This is a genomic window from Microbacterium sp. GCM10027623 (assembly GCF_042666935.1).
In the GTDB taxonomy this organism is placed as follows: Bacteria; Actinomycetota; Actinomycetes; order Actinomycetales; family Microbacteriaceae; genus Microbacterium.
In genome coordinates this window covers 223,602-242,071 of record NZ_JBHTHE010000002.1, presented here as the reverse complement: position 1 = coordinate 242,071, position 18,470 = coordinate 223,602, and the positions used below count along the sequence as shown (strand labels likewise).

13 protein-coding genes are annotated in these 18,470 nt (G+C 69.7%); 1 reads left to right on the top strand and 12 read right to left on the bottom strand.

Annotation, left to right across the window (positions count from 1 at the left end):
• Positions 1-60 precede the first annotated feature (60 nt).
• The 4 genes from ACFQY2_RS08465 to ACFQY2_RS08450 form a co-directional block, all read right to left on the bottom strand.
• Entirely contained in the window at positions 61-1,044 is a 984-nt protein-coding gene (locus ACFQY2_RS08465; protein WP_378745309.1) for a DMT family transporter, read from the bottom strand.
• Positions 1,041-1,634, bottom strand: coding sequence for a recombination mediator RecR (gene recR, locus ACFQY2_RS08460; protein WP_378745308.1), 594 nt, complete (start codon positions 1,632-1,634; stop codon positions 1,041-1,043). The genes ACFQY2_RS08465 and recR overlap by 4 nt, the downstream gene beginning before the upstream one ends.
• On the bottom strand, positions 1,634-4,135 hold the full coding sequence (locus ACFQY2_RS08455; RefSeq protein WP_378745307.1) for a DNA polymerase III subunit gamma and tau: 2,502 nt from the start codon (positions 4,133-4,135) through the stop codon (positions 1,634-1,636). Before ACFQY2_RS08455 ends, recR begins: the two co-directional genes overlap by 1 nt.
• Positions 4,136-4,203: 68 nt before the next feature.
• The gene (locus ACFQY2_RS08450) at positions 4,204-5,100 is read right to left on the bottom strand and encodes an NmrA family NAD(P)-binding protein (RefSeq protein WP_378745306.1); all 897 of its coding nucleotides are present in this window, start codon (positions 5,098-5,100) and stop codon (positions 4,204-4,206) included.
• Positions 5,101-5,201: 101 nt separating this feature from the next.
• Here ACFQY2_RS08450 and ACFQY2_RS08445 point away from each other — a divergent pair, with 101 nt between their 5' ends.
• Positions 5,202-5,657, top strand: coding sequence for a MarR family winged helix-turn-helix transcriptional regulator (locus ACFQY2_RS08445; protein ID WP_378745304.1), 456 nt, complete (start codon positions 5,202-5,204; stop codon positions 5,655-5,657).
• An 88-nt stretch (positions 5,658-5,745) separates the two neighbouring features.
• Here the strand turns inward: ACFQY2_RS08445 and ACFQY2_RS08440 are convergent, their stop codons facing one another.
• The 8 genes from ACFQY2_RS08440 to fdhD all read right to left on the bottom strand — a co-directional run bounded on the left by ACFQY2_RS08440 (position 5,746) and on the right by fdhD (position 18,413).
• Positions 5,746-8,238 carry a glycoside hydrolase family 65 protein gene (locus tag ACFQY2_RS08440; protein ID WP_378745303.1) on the bottom strand — a complete coding sequence of 831 codons (2,493 nt, stop codon included), beginning with the start codon at positions 8,236-8,238 and terminating at the stop codon, positions 5,746-5,748.
• 33 nt (positions 8,239-8,271) lie between these two features.
• Entirely contained in the window at positions 8,272-9,012 is a 741-nt protein-coding gene (locus tag ACFQY2_RS08435) for a beta-phosphoglucomutase family hydrolase (RefSeq protein ID WP_378745302.1), read from the bottom strand.
• 101 nt (positions 9,013-9,113) lie between these two features.
• The gene (locus ACFQY2_RS08430) at positions 9,114-10,337 is read right to left on the bottom strand and encodes an acetate/propionate family kinase (protein ID WP_378745301.1); all 1,224 of its coding nucleotides are present in this window, start codon (positions 10,335-10,337) and stop codon (positions 9,114-9,116) included.
• Complete coding sequence (gene pta / locus ACFQY2_RS08425; protein ID WP_378745299.1) at positions 10,334-12,439, bottom strand: phosphate acetyltransferase; 2,106 nt, start codon at positions 12,437-12,439, stop codon at positions 10,334-10,336. Before pta ends, ACFQY2_RS08430 begins: the two co-directional genes overlap by 4 nt.
• Positions 12,440-12,490: 51 nt before the next feature.
• A complete protein-coding gene (gene moaA, locus ACFQY2_RS08420; protein WP_378745298.1) occupies positions 12,491-13,525 on the bottom strand; it encodes a GTP 3',8-cyclase MoaA in 1,035 nt (344 codons plus the stop codon).
• A gap of 77 nt (positions 13,526-13,602) precedes the next feature.
• Positions 13,603-14,931, bottom strand: a complete 1,329-nt coding sequence (locus ACFQY2_RS08415) for an OFA family MFS transporter (RefSeq protein ID WP_378745297.1) — start codon at positions 14,929-14,931, stop codon at positions 13,603-13,605.
• 68 nt (positions 14,932-14,999) lie between these two features.
• Complete coding sequence (locus ACFQY2_RS08410) at positions 15,000-17,354, bottom strand: FdhF/YdeP family oxidoreductase (protein ID WP_378745296.1); 2,355 nt, start codon at positions 17,352-17,354, stop codon at positions 15,000-15,002.
• Positions 17,355-17,501: 147 nt separating this feature from the next.
• Entirely contained in the window at positions 17,502-18,413 is a 912-nt protein-coding gene (gene fdhD, locus ACFQY2_RS08405; RefSeq protein WP_378745294.1) for a formate dehydrogenase accessory sulfurtransferase FdhD, read from the bottom strand.
• Positions 18,414-18,470 lie beyond the last annotated feature (57 nt).

Below are 18,470 nucleotides of genomic sequence, written 5' to 3'. Positions count from 1 at the left end.
TACGGATGCCGCCCATGCCGGGTGGGGCATGTGACAGGGCGCGGGCGGATGCCGGGGCCGTCAGGGGCGGTCGGCGTCCGGATCGGGGACGATCAGTTCGGCCGTCTCCGTCGTCGTCACCGGCCCGGTCGTGAGGTCCGGCTCGGATGATCGCGTCCTGAGCCGTCCCCCGGTCGCCGCGAACCAGCAGCCGGCGAGCACGATCGGGAAACCCAGAAGTAGGCCGGGCGTGACCGGCTCGGCGAGCACCACCGTCCCCAGCGCGATCGCCACGATCGGATTGACGTAGGTGAACAGCGGAGCGCGCACCGGCCCGACCTCGCGGATGAGCGCGAAGAAGGCGACGAAGGCGAGAGCCGTGCACACCACGCCGAGAAGCCCGAGCGAGATCGTCGAGCGCAGCGTGGGCACGTCGTGCTGGGTGAGCAGCGCCGCCGGCAGGTAGGCGACCCCGACCGCGAACAGCGCCAGGGTGATGGTGCCCATCGAGGGGACCGATGCCAGCTTGTGCGCGATGATGAACGGTGCGATCGCGTACAGCACGGCGGTGAGCAGGATCTCGCCGATCCCCACCATACTCGCCGGTCCGTGCGGGAACAGCCCCGGACCGGCCACCACGACGGCGACACCGACGAAGCCGAGGATCAGGCCTCCCAGGCGCACGGGCGCCAGCACTGAGCGGTCGCCGCGCAGCAGCGCGATGATGACGGCGAACAGCGGAACCGTGGCGACGAGCAGTCCGGTCAGCCCCGACGGCAGTTGCGTCTCTGCGTGGCTGAGCAGCAGGAACGGCCCGGCCATCTCGACCGCGCCGAAGGCGAGCACCCACGGCCAGAACTTCCACGCCGCCCTGAGCGCGCCGCTGCGGATCGCGAAGGGCAGCAGGACGAGCCCGCCGAGCAGGGTGCGACCGGCCACGACGGCCGGCGGCGAGAACGAGCCGACCGCCTCTTTGATGAACAGGTAGGTGATGCCCCAGACGAACGCCATGACGGCGAACAGGATCCATCCCTTGCGGCTGAACCCCGCACGCTGCTCGTTCACAGGCGTCGGCGGCCCTCGAAGGCCCGCCCCAGGGTCACCTCGTCCGCGTACTCCAGGTCGCCGCCGACGGGCAGACCGGAGGCGAGCCGCGAGACGGTGATCTCCATACTGGTCAGCAGTCGGCTGAGGTAGCTGGCGGTCGCCTCGCCTTCGAGGTTCGGGTTCGTCGCGAGGATGACCTCCTGCACGGTGCCGTCGGCCAGTCGGGACATCAGCTGGGCGATGCGCAGGTCGTCGGGTCCGATGCCGGACAGGGGGCTGATCGCCCCGCCGAGCACCTGGTACAGCCCGCGGAACTCGCGGGTGCGTTCGATCGCCGCGACGTCCTTGGCGTCCTCGACGACGCAGATCAGCGTGGGGTCGCGGCGCGGGTCGCGGCAGATCGCGCAACGATCCTGCTCGGACACGTTGCCGCACACCTCGCAGAAACGCACCCGCGAGCGCACCTCGGTCAGCAGTTCGGCGAGCCGCGCGACATCGAAGGAGGGAGTCTGCAGGATGTGGAAGGTGATGCGCTGCGCCGATTTCGGTCCGATGCCGGGGAGTCGGCCGAACTCGTCGATGAGCTCCTGGACGATGCCGTCGTACATCAGCTGAACCTCGTCGGGGGCTGGAAGGGCTCCTCACGCAGGAACTTCGCGCCGAGCACCTGACGGATCACGGCCTCACCTCGGCGTTCCACGCCCTCGGGTCCCGCGGAGCGCGTGCTGACGACCGGCGCCGGCCGGGCCTCTCGCACGCGCGGCGCGCCCTGCTGCCGGACGCCGGAGGACGATGCGGATGCCGAGGAAGACGGCGCACTCCTCGGGGCGGGCGCGGGCGACGAGGGGCGGCTGCCGCCACCGCCCGGCCCGTCGTACTCCGGGTCGTACGGCGGCTCGTCGTCGAACGGCGGGTAATCATCCAGCGGGGCGGCGTCGACCGCTCCGTCGACCGGGGGGGAGGGAGCGGATGCCGCGGCCTCGACCTCGGCGGGCTCCTCATCGACCGGGAACTGCGGCGCGATCGTGGCGACGGCGGAGGGCACCATCGCCGCCGGTGGGGCAGCGGGCGATGTGGTCGCGGCCTCGGGAGCGGAGGTGGGGATGGGGGCGACCGCCCATTCGGTCACGGACGCCGCCGCCGCTCGGGACGGTGATGCGGATGCCGTGGGGGCGCTGTCCTTCGCGCCCTGCGCGCGGCCGCCGACGGGCTCGGGAGTGCTCATCGGGTTGGCCCAGCCCGCTGCGGGCGCGTCGTCCCCGTTGGCCGCCGGGCGGCCGGGCGCGGTGCCCGTGGGCGCAGGACCAGGCCGCGGACCCCCGCCTCCCCCGCCGCCACCGCTGGGCGGGAGGGGTGCCGGACGGTATTTCACCGTGACCCCGAGTTCCTGTTCGATCGCATCCCGCAGGTGATCGGAGGGGCCCTGCCCCGGGGTGGTTCCCTTGAACTTCGACACATCGGCAGGGCTGGCGAAGCCGAGCGTGAGCACCCCGGTGCCGGAATCGTAGGCGAGCGGTTGGGTTCCCGTGGCGATCAGCCAGGACGCTCGGCTGACGGGCTCGAGACGCTGAAGCACCGCCGGCCAGCTGGCAGCGATGCGGTCGAAGGTGACCGGACCGGCCGCGGCCGGATCACCCGCCGCCGGTACCGCGGGCTCGGCAGGAGAGGGAGGCGCGGACGACGTCGTCGCGGTCGCCGCGGGAGCGGGAGACACGGCCTCCGCTGCAGGAGCGGGCTCGGCAGGAGCGCCGGGCGCCGCCGCGGGCTCGGCAGGAGCGCTGGGCGCCGCCGCGGGCGCGGCAGCAGCGCCGGGCGCGGTCGACGTCGGGGCGGCCGCTGCGGGAGCGGACGCCGCGCTCGTCGGCGATGACGCGGGCTGGACAGCAGGACCCGTCGCGGCGGTCTTCTGCGCGGCCGCCGCAGGGGCAGGCGCCGCCGTTGAGGGCGCGCCCGGAGCGGGGACGCGCGAGGCGGCCGGTGCCGCCGTCGCCGTCTCGTCGCCTCGCGTCGGCGCCCCGGCGAGCACGCGGGCGACCATCAGCTCGAGGTGCAGGCGCGGCGATGTCGCCCCGGTCATGTCATCAAGAGCGCGACTCACGAGGTCGGCGGTGCGGGAGAGCCTGGACGATCCGAAGCTCGCCGCCTGCGCCAGCATCCGCTGCATCTCATCGGCAGGAAGCCCGCGCAGCACGGCCGAGGCGCCGTCTCCGACCGCGGCGATGACGATCAGGTCACGCAGCCGCTCGAGGAGATCGTCGACGAACCGGCGAGGATCCTGACCGGACTGCACCACGCGATCGACCGCGGGGAACGCCGCGGCGGCATCGCCGGCGGCGAGCGCTTCGACGATCTCATCGAGCAGAGCCGCATGCGTGTAGCCGAGCAGTGCCACCGCACGCGAGTACGACACCGTGCCCTCGTCGGAACCGGCGATCAGCTGGTCGAGGAGCGAGAGCGTGTCACGCGGAGACCCGCCGCCAGCGCGGACGACGAGCCCGAGCACGCCCTCCTCGATCTGCACCCCCTCTTCGACGCAGAGCTTCTCGACGTACTCGAGCATCGCCGCCGGAGGCACCAGACGGAAGGGGTAGTGGTGAGTGCGCGAGCGGATCGTGCCGAGGACCTTCTCGGGCTCGGTGGTCGCGAAGATGAACTTGACGTGCTCGGGCGGCTCTTCGACCAGCTTCAGCAGGGCGTTGAAGCCCTGAGGTGTGACCATGTGCGCCTCGTCGAGGATGAAGATCTTGTACCGATCGCGGCTGGGCGCGAAGGTCGCGCGCTCGCGCAGATCACGCGCATCGTCGACACCGTTGTGGCTCGCCGCGTCGATCTCGACGACATCGAGCGATCCGCCGCCGTCGCGCGAGAGCTCGACGCAGCTCGGGCACACCCCACACGGGGTGTCGGTGGGACCTTCCGCGCAGTTCAGGCAGCGCGCGAGAATGCGCGCTGACGTGGTCTTTCCGCATCCGCGCGGACCGGAGAAGAGATAGGCGTGCCCGACCCGGTCACCACGCAGTGCGGTCATGAGCGGATCGGTCACCTGGGACTGACCGATCATCTCCCCGAACGTCTCGGGCCGGTAGCGGCGGTACAGGGCTGTCGTCACCCGACCAGCCTACGGCGTAGGACCGACATCGAGCACGGCGGTGCTCACCTCCGCGCCCGGCAGCCCGGTCACGCGACGGTTCCGGAGAACCGGCCGGCGTGCTCGGCCGCGAACGCGGAGAATCCGGTCGCGGGCCGGCCGGTGATGCGTTCGACGTCGGGACTGGTCCAATCGGAGTCGCCCTGCGCGAAGAGCGCGAGCGCTTGGGCGTTCGCGCGGGCGACCGGCGCCGGGAGCCCCAGTTCGACCATCGCCGCCTCCTGCTCGGCGACGCCGATGCGCCGGTGCGTGATGGTGCGACCCAGGATCCTGGTGAGCAGGTCGGCGACGTCGTCGTACGACAGGCTGTCCGGTCCGCTCAGACGATAGGTCCTGCCCGCGTGCGCGGCCGGTGAGGAGGCGATGGTCGCGGCGACCGCGGCGACGTCGCGGGCATCGACCATGCCGATGCGGCCGTCGCCGGTGGAGGATGCGAACTCCGATTCGGCGGCGATGGCGGGGGCGAGGGCGAGGACGTTCTGCATGTAGGCGTTCGACCGAAGCAAGGTATGCGGTATCCCGGACGCCGCCAGCGCCACCTCGATGCGATGGTGGTCGCGACGGCGCCCGATCGGCGAGTCCGCCGCGGCGTCACTGGTGACCTTCGTCACGTGCGCTGCGCTCGCGCGTCGTGCCGCATCGATGACGGCGATCTCCTGGGCGGGCACCGCCGGTGACACCAGCACGACCGACCGGACGCCGACCATAGCGCCCGCGATGGAATCGGGCTGGTCGAGGTCCGCGTGGACCAGTTCGACTCCGGCGGCCGCGAGATCAGCGTGCACATCCGGATTCCTGACCATGACGCGTACGGCATGGCCTGTCGAGGAGAGGAGCCGGGCGGTGTGTCCGCCGACCTTTCCTGCCGTGGTGACGAGGATCGCGGCTGAGCCCCGATCGGGTGTCATTCCAGAGGTTTCGTCCATCAGGTCTTCCTCACTGTCGATGAATCAGTTGTTCAGCACAACGTTGTCCTAAACAACGATATTCCTTATTCGTTGACATCAGCAACGGTTACGATGTGAGCATGGCTGATTCCGACGCGATCCGACCCCCGGCCCGATTGCGCGCACTCCTGACCTGGCAGGTGCACAAGGCCGACATCGTCGGAGCCCGGCTGACCGGAGCGCGTATGCCGGCAACCGGACGCGCCGACTTCGCCGTCCTCGCCGCCCTGGAGGAATTCGGCGCCATCAGCCAGGTCGACCTCGGCCGTCGACTCGGTCTCGACCGCAACCGCATCAATGGCATCACCACGCGCCTCGACGACAACGGCCATGTCGACCGTACGGTCGACCCTGCCGACCGTCGGCGCAACACCGTCACCATCACTCCGACGGGGAAGCGCTACCTGGAGGAGCTGCAGGCGGCCACCGATGCCGCGCAGGCGGAACTCGCCGCGAACCTCTCCGTGGCGGAGTCGGATCAGCTGCGAGCGCTGCTGGCGAAACTGCTGGACGCACACCCCGGACTGCCCGGATAGCGCACGGGCGCGCGCGCGCCTGCACTCGGCGCACGGGCAGGCGGCCGCCCACGCGCATCACGGCACGCAGGCGACTGCCCGATACTCGCTAGTCCTCGAAGGCCCCGATGATCGGGATGGTGGTCGTCGTCACCGGGATGGTCGGGGACATGAGGGTGCCGTCGTCGCGACGTGCGTCTTCGAACTGGCGCAGAGTCGGCCTGCCGGGACGGAGCGGGCCCTGGTCGGCGAGCGCGATGATCGCCGGCTCCGCGACCGCCGCCCGATGATCGCTGCCGCGCACCGAGAACTCCACCTGGTCGCCGGAGCGCACCTCCACGCGCAGCGCGTCGCGGGTCAGCGTGACCATCAGGGAGGACCCCTGCCACTGCAGCGGGAACGACAACTCGGGCCAGCTGGCAGGCAGGCGAGGGTCGAAACTCAGCAGCCCGTCGTGATCGCGCATGCCGCCGAATCCGCTCACCAGGGCGGTCCACACGCCGCCGGCGGAGGCCACATGCACACCGTCCGAGGCGTTGCGGTGCAGATCGCCGAGGTCGACGTAGAGCGCCTGCGTGAAGTACTCCAGTGCGAGATCCTGGTACCCCACCTCGGCCGCCATGATCGACTGCACGACGGCGGACAGCGTGGAATCCCCGGTGGTCAGCGGATCGTAGTAGTCGAAGTCGGCGAGCTTGTCCTCGTCGGTGAAGTGGTTGCCCTGCAGGAAGAGGGCCAGCACGACATCCGCCTGCTTGAGCACCTGGAACCGGTAGATGACCAGCGGGTGGTAGTAGAGCAGCAGCGGCCGCTTGTCGGCGGGCGTCCCCTCCAGATCCCATACCTCGCGCTCGAGGAAGAACGCGTCCTGCGGGTGGATGCCGAGCCCGTCGCTGTACGGGATGTGAATCGCCTCGGCCGCGCGCTCCCAGGCGTCGCGCTCCCCCTCATCCAGCCCGGTGCGCTCCACGAGCGCCGCATAGGCCTCGGGATCCTGCTCGGCCATCTCGCCGACGACCCGCGCGGCGAAGCGGAGGTTGTAGCGCGCCATGACGTTGGTGAACAGATTGTCGTTGACGACGGTGGTGTACTCGTCGGGACCGGTGACGCCGTGGATGTGGAACGTCGACGTGCCGTTCGTGCCGCGCCAGAATCCGAGCGTGGCCCAGAGCCGGGCGGTCTCGACGGCGACGTCGGCGGCTTCGCGACGCAGGAAGTCCACATCTCCCGTGGCGCGCACGTACTTGCCGAGTGCATAGCTCACGTCCGCGTTGATGTGGAACTGCGCGGTTCCGGCGGCGTAGTAGGCCGAGGCCTCCTCGCCGTTGATCGTGCGCCACGGGAACAGGGCGCCGGCCTCGTTCAACTGAGCGGCGCGACGGCGGGCGGCCGGCAGCATCATCACCCGCGCGCGAAGCGCGTTCTTCGCCCATTGCGGCGACGTGTACGTCAGGAACGGCAGCACGTAGATCTCGGTGTCCCAGAAGTAGTGGCCGCTGTACCCGGAACCGGTCAGCCCCTTCGCGGGCACACCGCTGCCGTCCGCGCGTGATGCCGCCTGCGCCAGCTGGAACAGGCACCAGCGCGTGGCCTGCTGCAGGTCGTCGTGGCCGGCGATGCGCACATCGGAGCGGTCCCAGAACGCGCTCAGCCACTTCTCCTGACCGCGGAACAGGGCGTCGACACCCTCGACGCCCACTCGATCGAGCGAGCGGCGGCAGCGGTCCACGAGTTCGCGCGGCGGCACGCCCCGGGAGCTGTGGTAGCTGACGATCTTGCTGATGCGGATGGGGACGCCCGCCTTCGCCTGCATGCGGAACACGTTCTTGGCGATGTCGGGCTCGATGAGCGTGCGCGCGCTGTACTCGTTCTCGGTCTCCACGACGTGGTCGGCGACCACGGCGACGGTCATCCCCGAATCGCTGACGCGGTACGACAGCGCCGAGCGCAGTCCGTCCTGCCAGTACTCCACCGGCTGCAGAACGCGCGCGGTGATCCGCTCCGACTTGCGGGGATCGAAACCGGCCTTGTTCTCGGACTTGGATGCCATCGGGTCGCCGGCGTAGATCCCCGCGCCGTCCTGCCTGTTCAGCAGCTGGCAGCTGATCGTCACCGGGGCGTCAGAGTTCTCGACGGTCACTTCGAGCCGCAGAACGGCCAGGTGGCGCTCCTCGAAGCTCACCATCCGCTCATCCCGCATGCGCACGCGCTTGCCCGAAGGCGTCAGCCAGACCACCGTGCGCTCCAGCACGCCCGTGCGCATGTCGAGCTCGCGCGAGTACGACAGGATCTCGGTCTCGTCGAACGACAGCGGCTCGTCGTCGACGTAAACGCGCATGACCTTGGCATCCGGGGCGTTGACGATGGTCTGTCCCACTTCGGCGAAGCCGTAGGCCTGCTCGGCATGCCGGATCGGCCAGGTCTCGTGCAGCCCGTTGATGAACGTGCCGTGCTCGTGCGCGCCGCGTCCTTCGATGTGGTTGCCGCGCAGTCCCAGATAGCCGTTGCCCACCGAGAAGAGCGTCTCGGAGACACCGGCTTCGTCATAGCGGCGTTCGACGAGACGCCAGGGGTCTACGGGGTAGCGGTCGCGGTCGATCATGCGTTCTCCGGGAGGGGTGAAGAGAGGGACGTGTCAGCGCGCGGCGCCGGGCAGCAGACGGGCAAGATCATCGACGATACCGGTTGCGCCGGCTTCCCGCAGCGCATCGGGGCCGGCCCCGCGGTCGACGCCGATGACGCTCGCGTATCCGGCGGACGCGGCGGAAGCCACGCCGGCCACCGCATCCTCGACGGCGACCGCCTCGGCGGGGTCCACGCCCAGCATCCGGGCGCCCTCGCGGAACATGTCCGGCGCGGGTTTGGACGCGAGGTGATCGCGCTCGGCGACGACGCCGTCGACGACGATCCGGAAGAAGTCCCGGATGCCGGCGCTGCCCAGCACCTCCTCGGCGTTCTTCGAGCTGGACACCACTCCCATCGGGACCGACGCCGCCCTCAGACTCTCCAACAGGGCGAGCGACCCGGGGTACGGGGCGATGCCCTCGCTGCGCAGGGCCGCCGCGAACGCGGCGTTCTTGCGGTTGCCGACGCCGCAGACCGTCTCAGCCTCGGGCGGGTCGTCGACCTGCCCCCACGGGATCTCGATGTTGCGGCTGCGCAGCAGGCTGGCCACGCCGTCATAGCGCTTCTTGCCGTCGACGTACGCGAAGTAGTCGGCATCCGTGTACGGGTCGGTCACGCCCCACTGGGCGAGCACGTCGTCGAAGACGTGCTGCCAGGCGCGCATGTGCACCTCGGCGGTCGGCGTCAGCACGCCGTCGAGATCGAACAGCACGCCGGTGGCGCGCCGCAGGTCGGGCAGCAGGTCGGTCACGGGACCTCCAGGAGTGGGTGGGCACGTCCAGCCTAATGAAGAACGCGCCCTGCGCTCGCGCGCGGAGGGCCGCCCGGGCCGGCGGCATCGGACCGCGGGGGTCAGATCGCGCTGAGCGTCTGCCGAGCGATCTCCAGCTCTTCGTCGGTGGGCACGACGAGCACCCCGATGCGCGATCGGTCGGTCGAGATGCGTCGCACGCCGCGGTCCCGGACGGCATTGCGCTGCGGGTCGACCTCCAGGCCCAGGAATCCCAGCGTGGCCAGGGCATCCGCCCGCACATCCGCGGCGTTCTCGCCGACCCCGGCAGTGAACGAGATCACGTCGACTCCGCCGAGCTGGGCGATGTAGGCGCCCAGGTAGTGGCGCAGCCGGTGGATGTACACGTCATAGGCGATCGTCGCCGCCTTCTCCCCCGCGGCGCGTCCTGCGAGGATGTCGCGCATATCGCTGCGCCCGGCCAGACCCAGCAGCCCGCTGCGCTTGTTGAGCAGGGTGTCCAGTTCGTCGGCATCCATCCCCGCACGACGGGCGAGGTGGAACTGCACGGCCGGGTCGATGTCACCAGAGCGGGTGCCCATCACCAGGCCCTCCAGCGGGGTGAAGCCCATCGAGGTCTCGACCGATCGACCGCCGTCGATGGCGGTCATGGAGGCGCCGTTGCCGAGGTGGAGGACGATCTGGCGCAGTTCGGCGGTGTCGCGTCCGAGGAAAGCCGCGGCAGACTCGGAGACGTACTTGTGGCTGGTGCCATGGAACCCGTAGCGGCGGATGCGGTGCTCACCGGCCAGATCCGCGTCGATCGCGTACGTGTAGGCCGCCGGGGGAAGGGTCTGGTGGAACGCCGTGTCGAAGACCGCGACGTGCGGCACAGCGGCGAATGCCGAGCGCGCAGCGCGGATGCCGGCCAGGTTGGCGGGATTGTGCAGCGGGGCGAGCACGATCAGGTCTTCGATGTTGATCTCCACCAGGCGGGTGATCAGCGTCGGCTCGAAGAAGCGGGCACCGCCGTGCACGACCCGGTGCCCGACGGCGACCGGCGGGTTATCGTCGAGGCTGGGACCGTGCTCGGCGAACTGCGCGAGCATGACCGTGAACGCCTGATCGTGGTCGGCGACGGGCCGCTCGTCGGTGTACGTGGCATCCAGCACCGTCGGCGACGGCCGGCCCGGTTCTGCGACTGTGCGCGCGGTGTGAGTGACCACGCCGCTGTCCTGACCGATCCGCTCGATCAGGCCGCCGGCCAGCTCGAGTTCGCGCTCCGGGTCGATCAGGCTGTACTTCAGGGACGACGATCCGCTGTTGATGACGAGGACGACGCTCATGCCCCGGCCTCCTGCGCCTGGATCGCGGTGATCGCGACCGTGTTGACGATGTCATCGACCAGCGCGCCTCGCGACAGGTCGTTGATGGGCTTGTTCAGTCCCTGCAGCACCGGCCCGATCGCGACGGCGCCGGCCGAGCGCTGCACCGCCTTGTAGGTGTTGTTGCCCGTGTTCAGGTCGGGGAAGACGAACACGGTCGCGCGTCCGGCGACCTGCGAGCCCGGCAGCTTGGCTGCGGCCACGGCGGCGTCGGCCGCGGCGTCGTACTGGATCGGTCCCTCGACGAGCAGCTCCGGCATGCGCTCGCGCACCAGGGCGGTCGCCTCGCGCACCTTGTCGACGTCGGCGCCGGTTCCCGACTCGCCCGTCGAGTACGAGAGCATGGCGACGCGCGGCTCGATGCCGAACTGCTGCGCGGTGGCTGCGGACGAGATCGCGATGTCGGCGAGCTGGACGCTGGTCGGGTCGGGGATCACCGCGCAGTCGCCGTAGACGAGCACGCGGTCGGCGAGCGCCATGAGGAAGACGCTGGACACCACGTTCACGCCGGGCCGGGTCTTGATGATCTCGAAGGACGGGCGGATGGTGTGCGCGGTGGTGTGGGCGGCGCCCGAGACCATGCCGTCCGCGAGTCCCAGATGCACCATCATCGTGCCGAAGTAGGAGACGTCAGTGACGGTGTCCGCCGCCTGCTCGAGGGTGATGCCCTTGTGCGCCCGCAGGCGCGCGTACTCCTGCGCGAACCGTTCGACGTGCTCGGGATCGGTGGGGCTGAGCACCTGCGCATCGGCGATGTCCAGGCCCAGGGCGGTCGCGCGCGCCCGCACCTCCGTGTCATCGCCCAGGATGGTCAGGTCGGCCACGCCGCGGGCGAGCAGGATGGCGGCTGCACGGAGGATGCGGTCGTCGCCGCCCTCCGGGAGCACGATGCGCTTGCGCCGACTCCGCGCCCGCTCGATGAGCCCGTACTCGAACATCAGCGGAGTCACCACCGACGACTGGGCCAGCCCCATCTCTATGGTGAGCTCGGCGATGTCGACGTGCTTCTGGAACAGAGCCAGTGCGCTCTGGTAGCGCTGGCCGGAGTCGACGGAGACGCGCCCGCGGGTGTGCATGATGCGCACGGCGGTGTCGTAGGTGCCCAGGTCGGTCGCGAGGATCGGGATACTGAGCTCGAGCCCGTCGATCAGCTGCACGACCGTGTCGGGAAGCTCGAACGGACCGTTCAGCACGATGCCCGCGATGTCGGGAAAGGTCCCGGATGCCGCCGCGAGCAGCGTCGCCAGCAGGGTCTCGCTGCGGTCGGCCGCGATCACGACCACCGCATCCTCGGTGAGCCGGGGCAGCACGTTCACCATGGACATGCCGGCGATCACGATGCTGTAGGCCTCGCGCTCCAGCAGTTCGTCCGCGCCGCGCACGACCCGCCCGCCGAGTGCCTGCAGGATGCCCCGCATGGACGGGGCGACGAGCGACCGCTCCTCCGGGATCGCCCACACCGGTGTCCGGTCGACGCCGATCCCCTCGACGACCTCCTGCAGTGCGTCCGGCTCGGCACGGTTCACGATGATGGCGAACAGCTCGGCGCGCTCGGTGGCGAGCTCACCGAGCGCCAGGGCAGCGATCTGCTCGATCTGCTCCGGCGAGCGCGCCGTGGTGGTGCCGAGCTGCTCCGCACTGTTCTGCTGGTCCCGTCCGGAGAGCACGAGCAGCACCGGCACGCCGAGGTTCGCGGCGATGCGCGCGTTGTACCCCAGCTCGGCAGGGCTGGCCACGTCGGTGTAGTCGCTGCCCACCACGATCACCGCGTCGCACTGCGCCTCCACTGCTTTGAAGCGCGAGACGATCGTGCCGAGCGCCCGCTCGGGATCGTCACGGACGTCGTCGTAGGTGACTCCGATGCAGTCCTCGTAGTCCAGGTGCACGCCGTCATGTGCGAGCAGCAGTTCGAGGACGACATCGCGCTCCGTCGTGGAACGCACGAGCGGCCGGAACACCCCCACCCGGGGCGAGACGCGCATCAGCGCATCCAGCACACCCAGCGCGATCGTCGACTTGCCGCTGTGCCCCTCGGCGGAGGTGATGTAGATGCTGCGTGCCACGGGCCCAGCCTACTTCTCGCCGGTGGCGACCGGACGGGTGCGCCGGGACCGTCAGCCGCCGATGTACGACATCTCGATGCGCTCGGCAGGGGTGTCCGCCGAGCGCACTTCGGAGTAGCGGTCATCGCGGTCGTGCCAGATGCCGGCGACGGCGTCCTCGAGCTCGGCATCCGTGCACCCGGCGCGCAGCAGCGCGCGCAGGTCGTGCCCGCGCGAGGCGAACAAGCAGGTGAACAGCTTGCCGTCCGCCGAGATCCGCGCCCGCGTGCAGTTCCCGCAGAACGGCTCGGTGACACTCGAGATCGCGCCGATCTCACCGGAGCCGTCCACGTAGCGCCAGCGGGTCGCGGTCTCGCCACGGTAGGCGGGCGCGAGCGGTTCGAGGGGATGCACGGCGGAGATGCGGCGGATGATCTCGGTGGAGGGGACGACCTGGTCGAGGTTCCAGCCGTTGGTGGTGCCGACATCCATGAACTCGATGAAGCGCACGGTCACGCCGGTGTTCCGGAAGCGCTCCGCGATGTCGAGCACGTCCTCGTCGTTGACGCCGCGCTTGACGACCGTGTTGACCTTGATCGCATCGAATCCGACCTCCTCGGCGACACGGATGCCTTCCAGCACCCGGCTCAGCGGGAAGTCGATGTCGTTCATCGCGCGGAAGGTCGTCTCGTCGAGGGAGTCGAGCGAGACCGTCACCCGGTTCAACCCGGCATCGCGCAGGTCCTGCGCCTTGTGGGCGAGAGCCGAGCCGTTGGTGGTGAGAGCGAGGTCCAGTGGCTCCCCCTCGGTGGTGCGCAGCTCGGCGAGCATGGCCACCAGAGTCTCGATGTCCCTGCGCAGGAGCGGCTCGCCGCCGGTGAGACGCAGCTTGTGCACTCCGCGCGCGGCGCCGGCGCGCGCCACGCGGACGATCTCCTCGAAGCTCAGCAGCATGGCGTGCGGCATGAAGTCGTAGTCGCGGCCGAAGATCTCCTTCGGCATGCAGTACACGCAGCGGAAGTTGCAGCGGTCGGTGACAGAGATGCGCATGTCCCGCAGCAGGCGCCCCTGGCTGTCGCGAAGCCGGGATCCGAGCTGCACTGCCATGATCACCACCGTAGTCGTCGATTGCGCCCCGGCGCCCCAGACCGTGGAATCACAGCGGGGCGGCGGGGCTGCCGGGTTCAGTCCACCGCGGCCGCGGTGGCTGCTCCCGATGCGGGAACGGCGCCGACCGCGGCTTCCTTCGGCCTCGGCATCTTCGTGATCAGCGGGAGCACGAGCGAGACCAGTGCGATGATGCCGATGACCGTGTAGCCGAGCGTGTAGTTCTTCACGTCTCCATCGCCGATCAGCGCGGCGATGATCGGCGGTCCGATGATGCCGCCGAGGCTCCAGCCGATGATCATCAGACCGTAGATGGCGCCGGCGTGCTTGACCCCGAAGAAATCGCCGGCGGTGGCCGGCATGGTGCCGAAGCCCCCGCCGTAGCAGAGATAGATCACCGCCGCGAGGATGAAGAAGAGCACCGCGTTGCCGGCGTGCGGCACCAGCAGCAGGCAGATGCCCTGCAGTCCGAGCATGAGCGCGAACGCCCACATGCGGCCCGTGAAGCCCGACACCCACGCCCAGAAGATGCGGCCGCCGCCGTTGAACAGCGCCAGCACGCCGACCAGGGCCGCTGCTCCGCTGACCGTGTACCCGGCGATGTCCTTCGCACTGGCCGCCGCCTGTGCGATCAGTGCGATCCCGACGGTGACGTTCAAGGTGAGGATCGCGGTGAGCAGGTACCACTGCGGGGCGCGGAGGGCCTCCTTCTCGGTGAACTGCTTGTACGCGTCCTGAGTGCGCCCGGCGGTCGCCGGCACCCAGCCGGGAACCGTGTACCCGGCCGGCGGGTTGCGGAAGAAGGATGCGCCGAGCACGGCCAGCACGAGGTAGCCGATCCCCAGCGGCAGGAACGCCCGGTTCGGTTCCGTCGGCGTCATCGCGATCAGCCACTGCGCGACGGGCGCCGTCACGACGGCGCCGAAGCCGAAGCCCGCGACCGCGAGGCCGGTGATCAGTCCCCGCTTGTCGGGGAACCACTTCTGCAGCATGGCGATCGGCACGATGTAGGCGTAGCCGAGCCCGAAGCCGCTGATCACGCCGTAGCCGAGCACCAGCAGCCAGAGCTGGCTGGAATCGTGCGACACGGCGAACGAGGCGATGATGCAGCCCAGGGCGTACACGACACCGCCGGTGAGCGCCACCGGGCGGGGACCGGTGCGGTCCTGCACCTTGCCGCCGATGTAGCTGCCGATGAAGATCATGCCGATGGTCACCGTGAACGTCAGCGACGCCTCGGACGTGGTCAGGTCCATCGCGCCGGGGTCGGCCAGCGCCTTGCCGAACACGCTCCATGCGTAGACCGCACCGATCGCGAACTGCAGCAGCAGCGCCGCGACGACGATCCACCATCGGCGTGCGGTCGGGTCGGTTCCCTGGCCTCGGGTCGTTGCCGGTGTTGACATGTCGTACACCTCTCTCTGACTCATGTGGACGCACTCATCCCCCGGAGGGGAGACGTCTTGCCGCGGCGTCAGCTCCCGGTGGCCGCCATCGCTCCCGGCGAGCCCGCGGCATCGGATCGTCCTCGCGCCGAGACGGGTTCCAGACGCACCACCACCGACTTGGATGCCGGGGTGTTGCTGCCCAGCGCGGTGAAGCCGAGCGGAACCAGCGGGTTGCCCTCGGGGAAGTAGGTCGCCGCGCACCCGCGGGAGGTCGGGAAGGACACCGCCTTGAACTCGCGCACCACACGATCGATCCCGTCGGAGAACTCGCTGTGCACGTCGACAAGATCGCCGTCGGCGATGCCCAGCTCGGCGAGGTCGTCGGGGTTCACGAAGATCACGCGACGACTCTTCCGGATGCCGCGGTATCGGTCGTCGAGGCTGTAGATCGTCGTGTTGAACTGATCGTGCGCGCGCATCGACTGCAGCAGAAGCCGGCCCTGCGGTCGCTCGATGTACTCCAGGTCGTTGACGGTGATCATCGCCTTGCCCGTCGCCGTCGGGAAGGTGCGCGAGTCGCGGGGTCCGTGCGGCAGGACGAAGCCGTGCTCCTCGCGCAGGCGCTGGTTGAAGTCGGTGAACCCGGGGATGACGTGCTCGATGTGATCGCGGATCCTGTCGTAGTCGCGCTCGAAGCCCGCCCAGTCGATGGGGCTGCTGTCGCCCCAGAGCGCGCGGGCGATTCCCACGACCACGGACACCTCCGACTTCAGCAGCGGGGAGATCGGCTTCACCTTGCCCTTGGTGGCGTGGATGGCGCACACGGAGTCCTCCACGGAGAGGACCTGTTCGCCGGCGGCCTGGACATCGATCTCGGTGCGCCCGAGCACCGGCAGGATGATCGCCTCGTCGCCCACGGTGAGGTGGTTGCGGTTCAGCTTGGTGGAGATCTGCACATTCAGGCCGACCTTGCGGAACCCCTCCTCCGCGGCATGCGTGTCGGAGACGGCCGAGACCATGTTGCCGCCCATGGCGATCCACACCTTGGTCCTGCCCGCCCGCATCGCCTCGACCGATTTCACGACGTCGTAGCCGTGCGCACGGGGGACGCTGATGCCGAACTCCCTGTCGAGACCGGCGAGGAACTTCTCGGGCATCTGCTCCCAGATCCCCATGGTGCGATCGCCCTGCACGTTGCTGTGTCCGCGGATCGGCGAGGCTCCGGCGCCGGGCTTGCCCATGTTGCCGCGCAGCAGCAGGAGGTTGATGACCTCCTTGATGATGTTGACCGCGTCCCGATGCTGGGTGAGCCCCATCGCCCAGGTGATGACGACGCGGTCGGCCCGCAGGTAGCGTTCTGCCAGCTCGTCGATCTCGGCCTGGGTGAGTCCCGTGGCGCGCAGCACCATCTCCGGGTCGAGGTCCCTGACGTGATCGCGGAACTCCTCCAGCCCCGAGCAGTGCTCCTCGAGGAAGGCATGATCGAGCACGGTGCCGGGAGCGGCGTCCTCGGCCTGCAGCACCTTCTGCGAGAGCGCCTTCATCAGCCAGCCGTCACCGCCGGCGCGGATCAGCACGTACTGATCGGCGAGACCCGTGCCGTGCCCGATGATGCCGCGCACGCGCTGGGGGTTCTTGTACCGGGACAGACCCGCCTCGTGCAGCGTGTTGATCGCGACGATCTCGGCGCCGTTGTCCTTGGCCTCCTCCAGTGCGGTCAGCATGCGCGGATGGTTCGTGCCGGGGTTCTGGCCCATCACGATGATGAGGTCGGCCTTGGCGAAGTCCTTGTAGGCGATGGTGTTCTTGCCGATGCCGATCACCTGGCCCATCGCCTTGCCGGTGGATTCGTGGCACATGTTCGAGCAGTCCGGCAGGTTGTTGGTGCCGAGCGAGCGTGCGAGCAGCTGGTAGATGAACGCCGTCTCGTTGGCGGTGCGACCGCTGGTGTAGAAGGTCGCCTCGTCGGGCGAGTCCATCGCCTTCAGCCGCTCCGCGATCAGCGCGAACGCGGCATCCCACGAGATGGGCTCGTAGTGGTCCTCGCCCTTCGGCTTGTACACCGGCTCGACCAGGCGGCCCTGCATCCCCAGCCAGTACTCGGACCTGTCGGACAGTGCCCTGATCGAGTTCTGCGCCCAGAAGGACGTCGGGATCGTGACGGGCGTCGCCTCCCATGTGACCGCCTTGGCACCGTTCTCGCAGAACTCGAACGTCTTGCGGTGGTCCGGATCGGCCCACGCGCAGCTCATGCAGTCGAAGCCGTCCTTCTGGTTCATGTCGGTCAGCAGCGTCAGCGCACGACCGAGCCCCATGTCCTTGACGGCCGGAACCATCGAATGGGTGATCCCGGGGATGCCCGCCGCCCACTCCCGCGGCGGGCTGACCTCCATCTCCCTCGCGTCTTCGCTGATGTCGTCGACCGGGGCCTTGGCAGCCATCGTCACACGCTCCTTCGCCTGTGTCTGTGATGACAGGCCTACCAGTGATATACGATCCACACAAGAGTCTCGTATACGATCCGCACGGATCGGGGAGGCGTTCCACCGGCGCGGCGCAACGCGCGTCCTCGCACCGTCACGTCGCCCTCAGGCGGAGGCGAGCACGCCCTCGCGCACGCGGTCCGCCCGCGAGTAGATGTTCATGCTGGCGCCGCGCACGAAGCCGACGAGCGTCAGTCCTGTCGATTCGGCCATCTCGACGGCGAGGGACGACGGCGCCGACACGGCGGACAGCATCGGGATGCCGGCCATCACGGCCTTCTGCACGAGCTCGAAGCTCGCCCGTCCGGAGACCTGCATGACCGTGCCCGCGAGGGGCAGCCGCCCGTTCAGCGCCGCCCAGCCGACGACTTTGTCGACCGCGTTGTGCCGCCCCACGTCTTCACAGACGACGAGCAGCTCTCCGGTCGCCGCGTCGTAGAGCCCGGCCGCGTGCAGCCCGCCGGTCCTGTCGAACGCATCCTGCTGCACGCGCAGCCGGTCCGGCAGGGCGGTGAGCGTCTCGGCATCCACGATCAGAGGGTCGGTCGACACGTCGAAGGCCGACGTCGTCGACACCTGTTCGATGGAGGCCGCCCCGCACACGCCGCAGGCGCTGGTCGTGTACGCATGGCGGGCCCGCTCCGGGTCGGGCAGCGGGGTGCCAGGAGCGAGAGTCACGTCGAGGACGTTGTACGTGTTGCCCCCGTCCGCGGCCGAGGCTCCCAGCGCGTACGCCCCCGGCGTCGCGGCGCCGCCGGTGCCGGGCCCGACGCAGTGGATCGCGGAGGCGAACTGCTCGCTGCGCGTGATCACCCCCTCGGAGACGAGAAAGCCCGCCGCCAGCTCGACGTCGTGGCCAGGGGTGCGCATCGTCACCGTCAGCGGTGCGCCGTGCACCCGGATCTCCAGCGGCTCCTCGACGGCCAGGGTGTCGAGTCTGCGCACGACCGCGGGCTCGGCGCCCTCCGCTCCTGCGGTGATGCGAACGACCTTCTTGCGGGTGGTGATCCTGCCCATCGCGTCCTCCCGGGTGCGCCCTCGCTCGTCCAGATATGGGAGTCACCGTACTCCCTC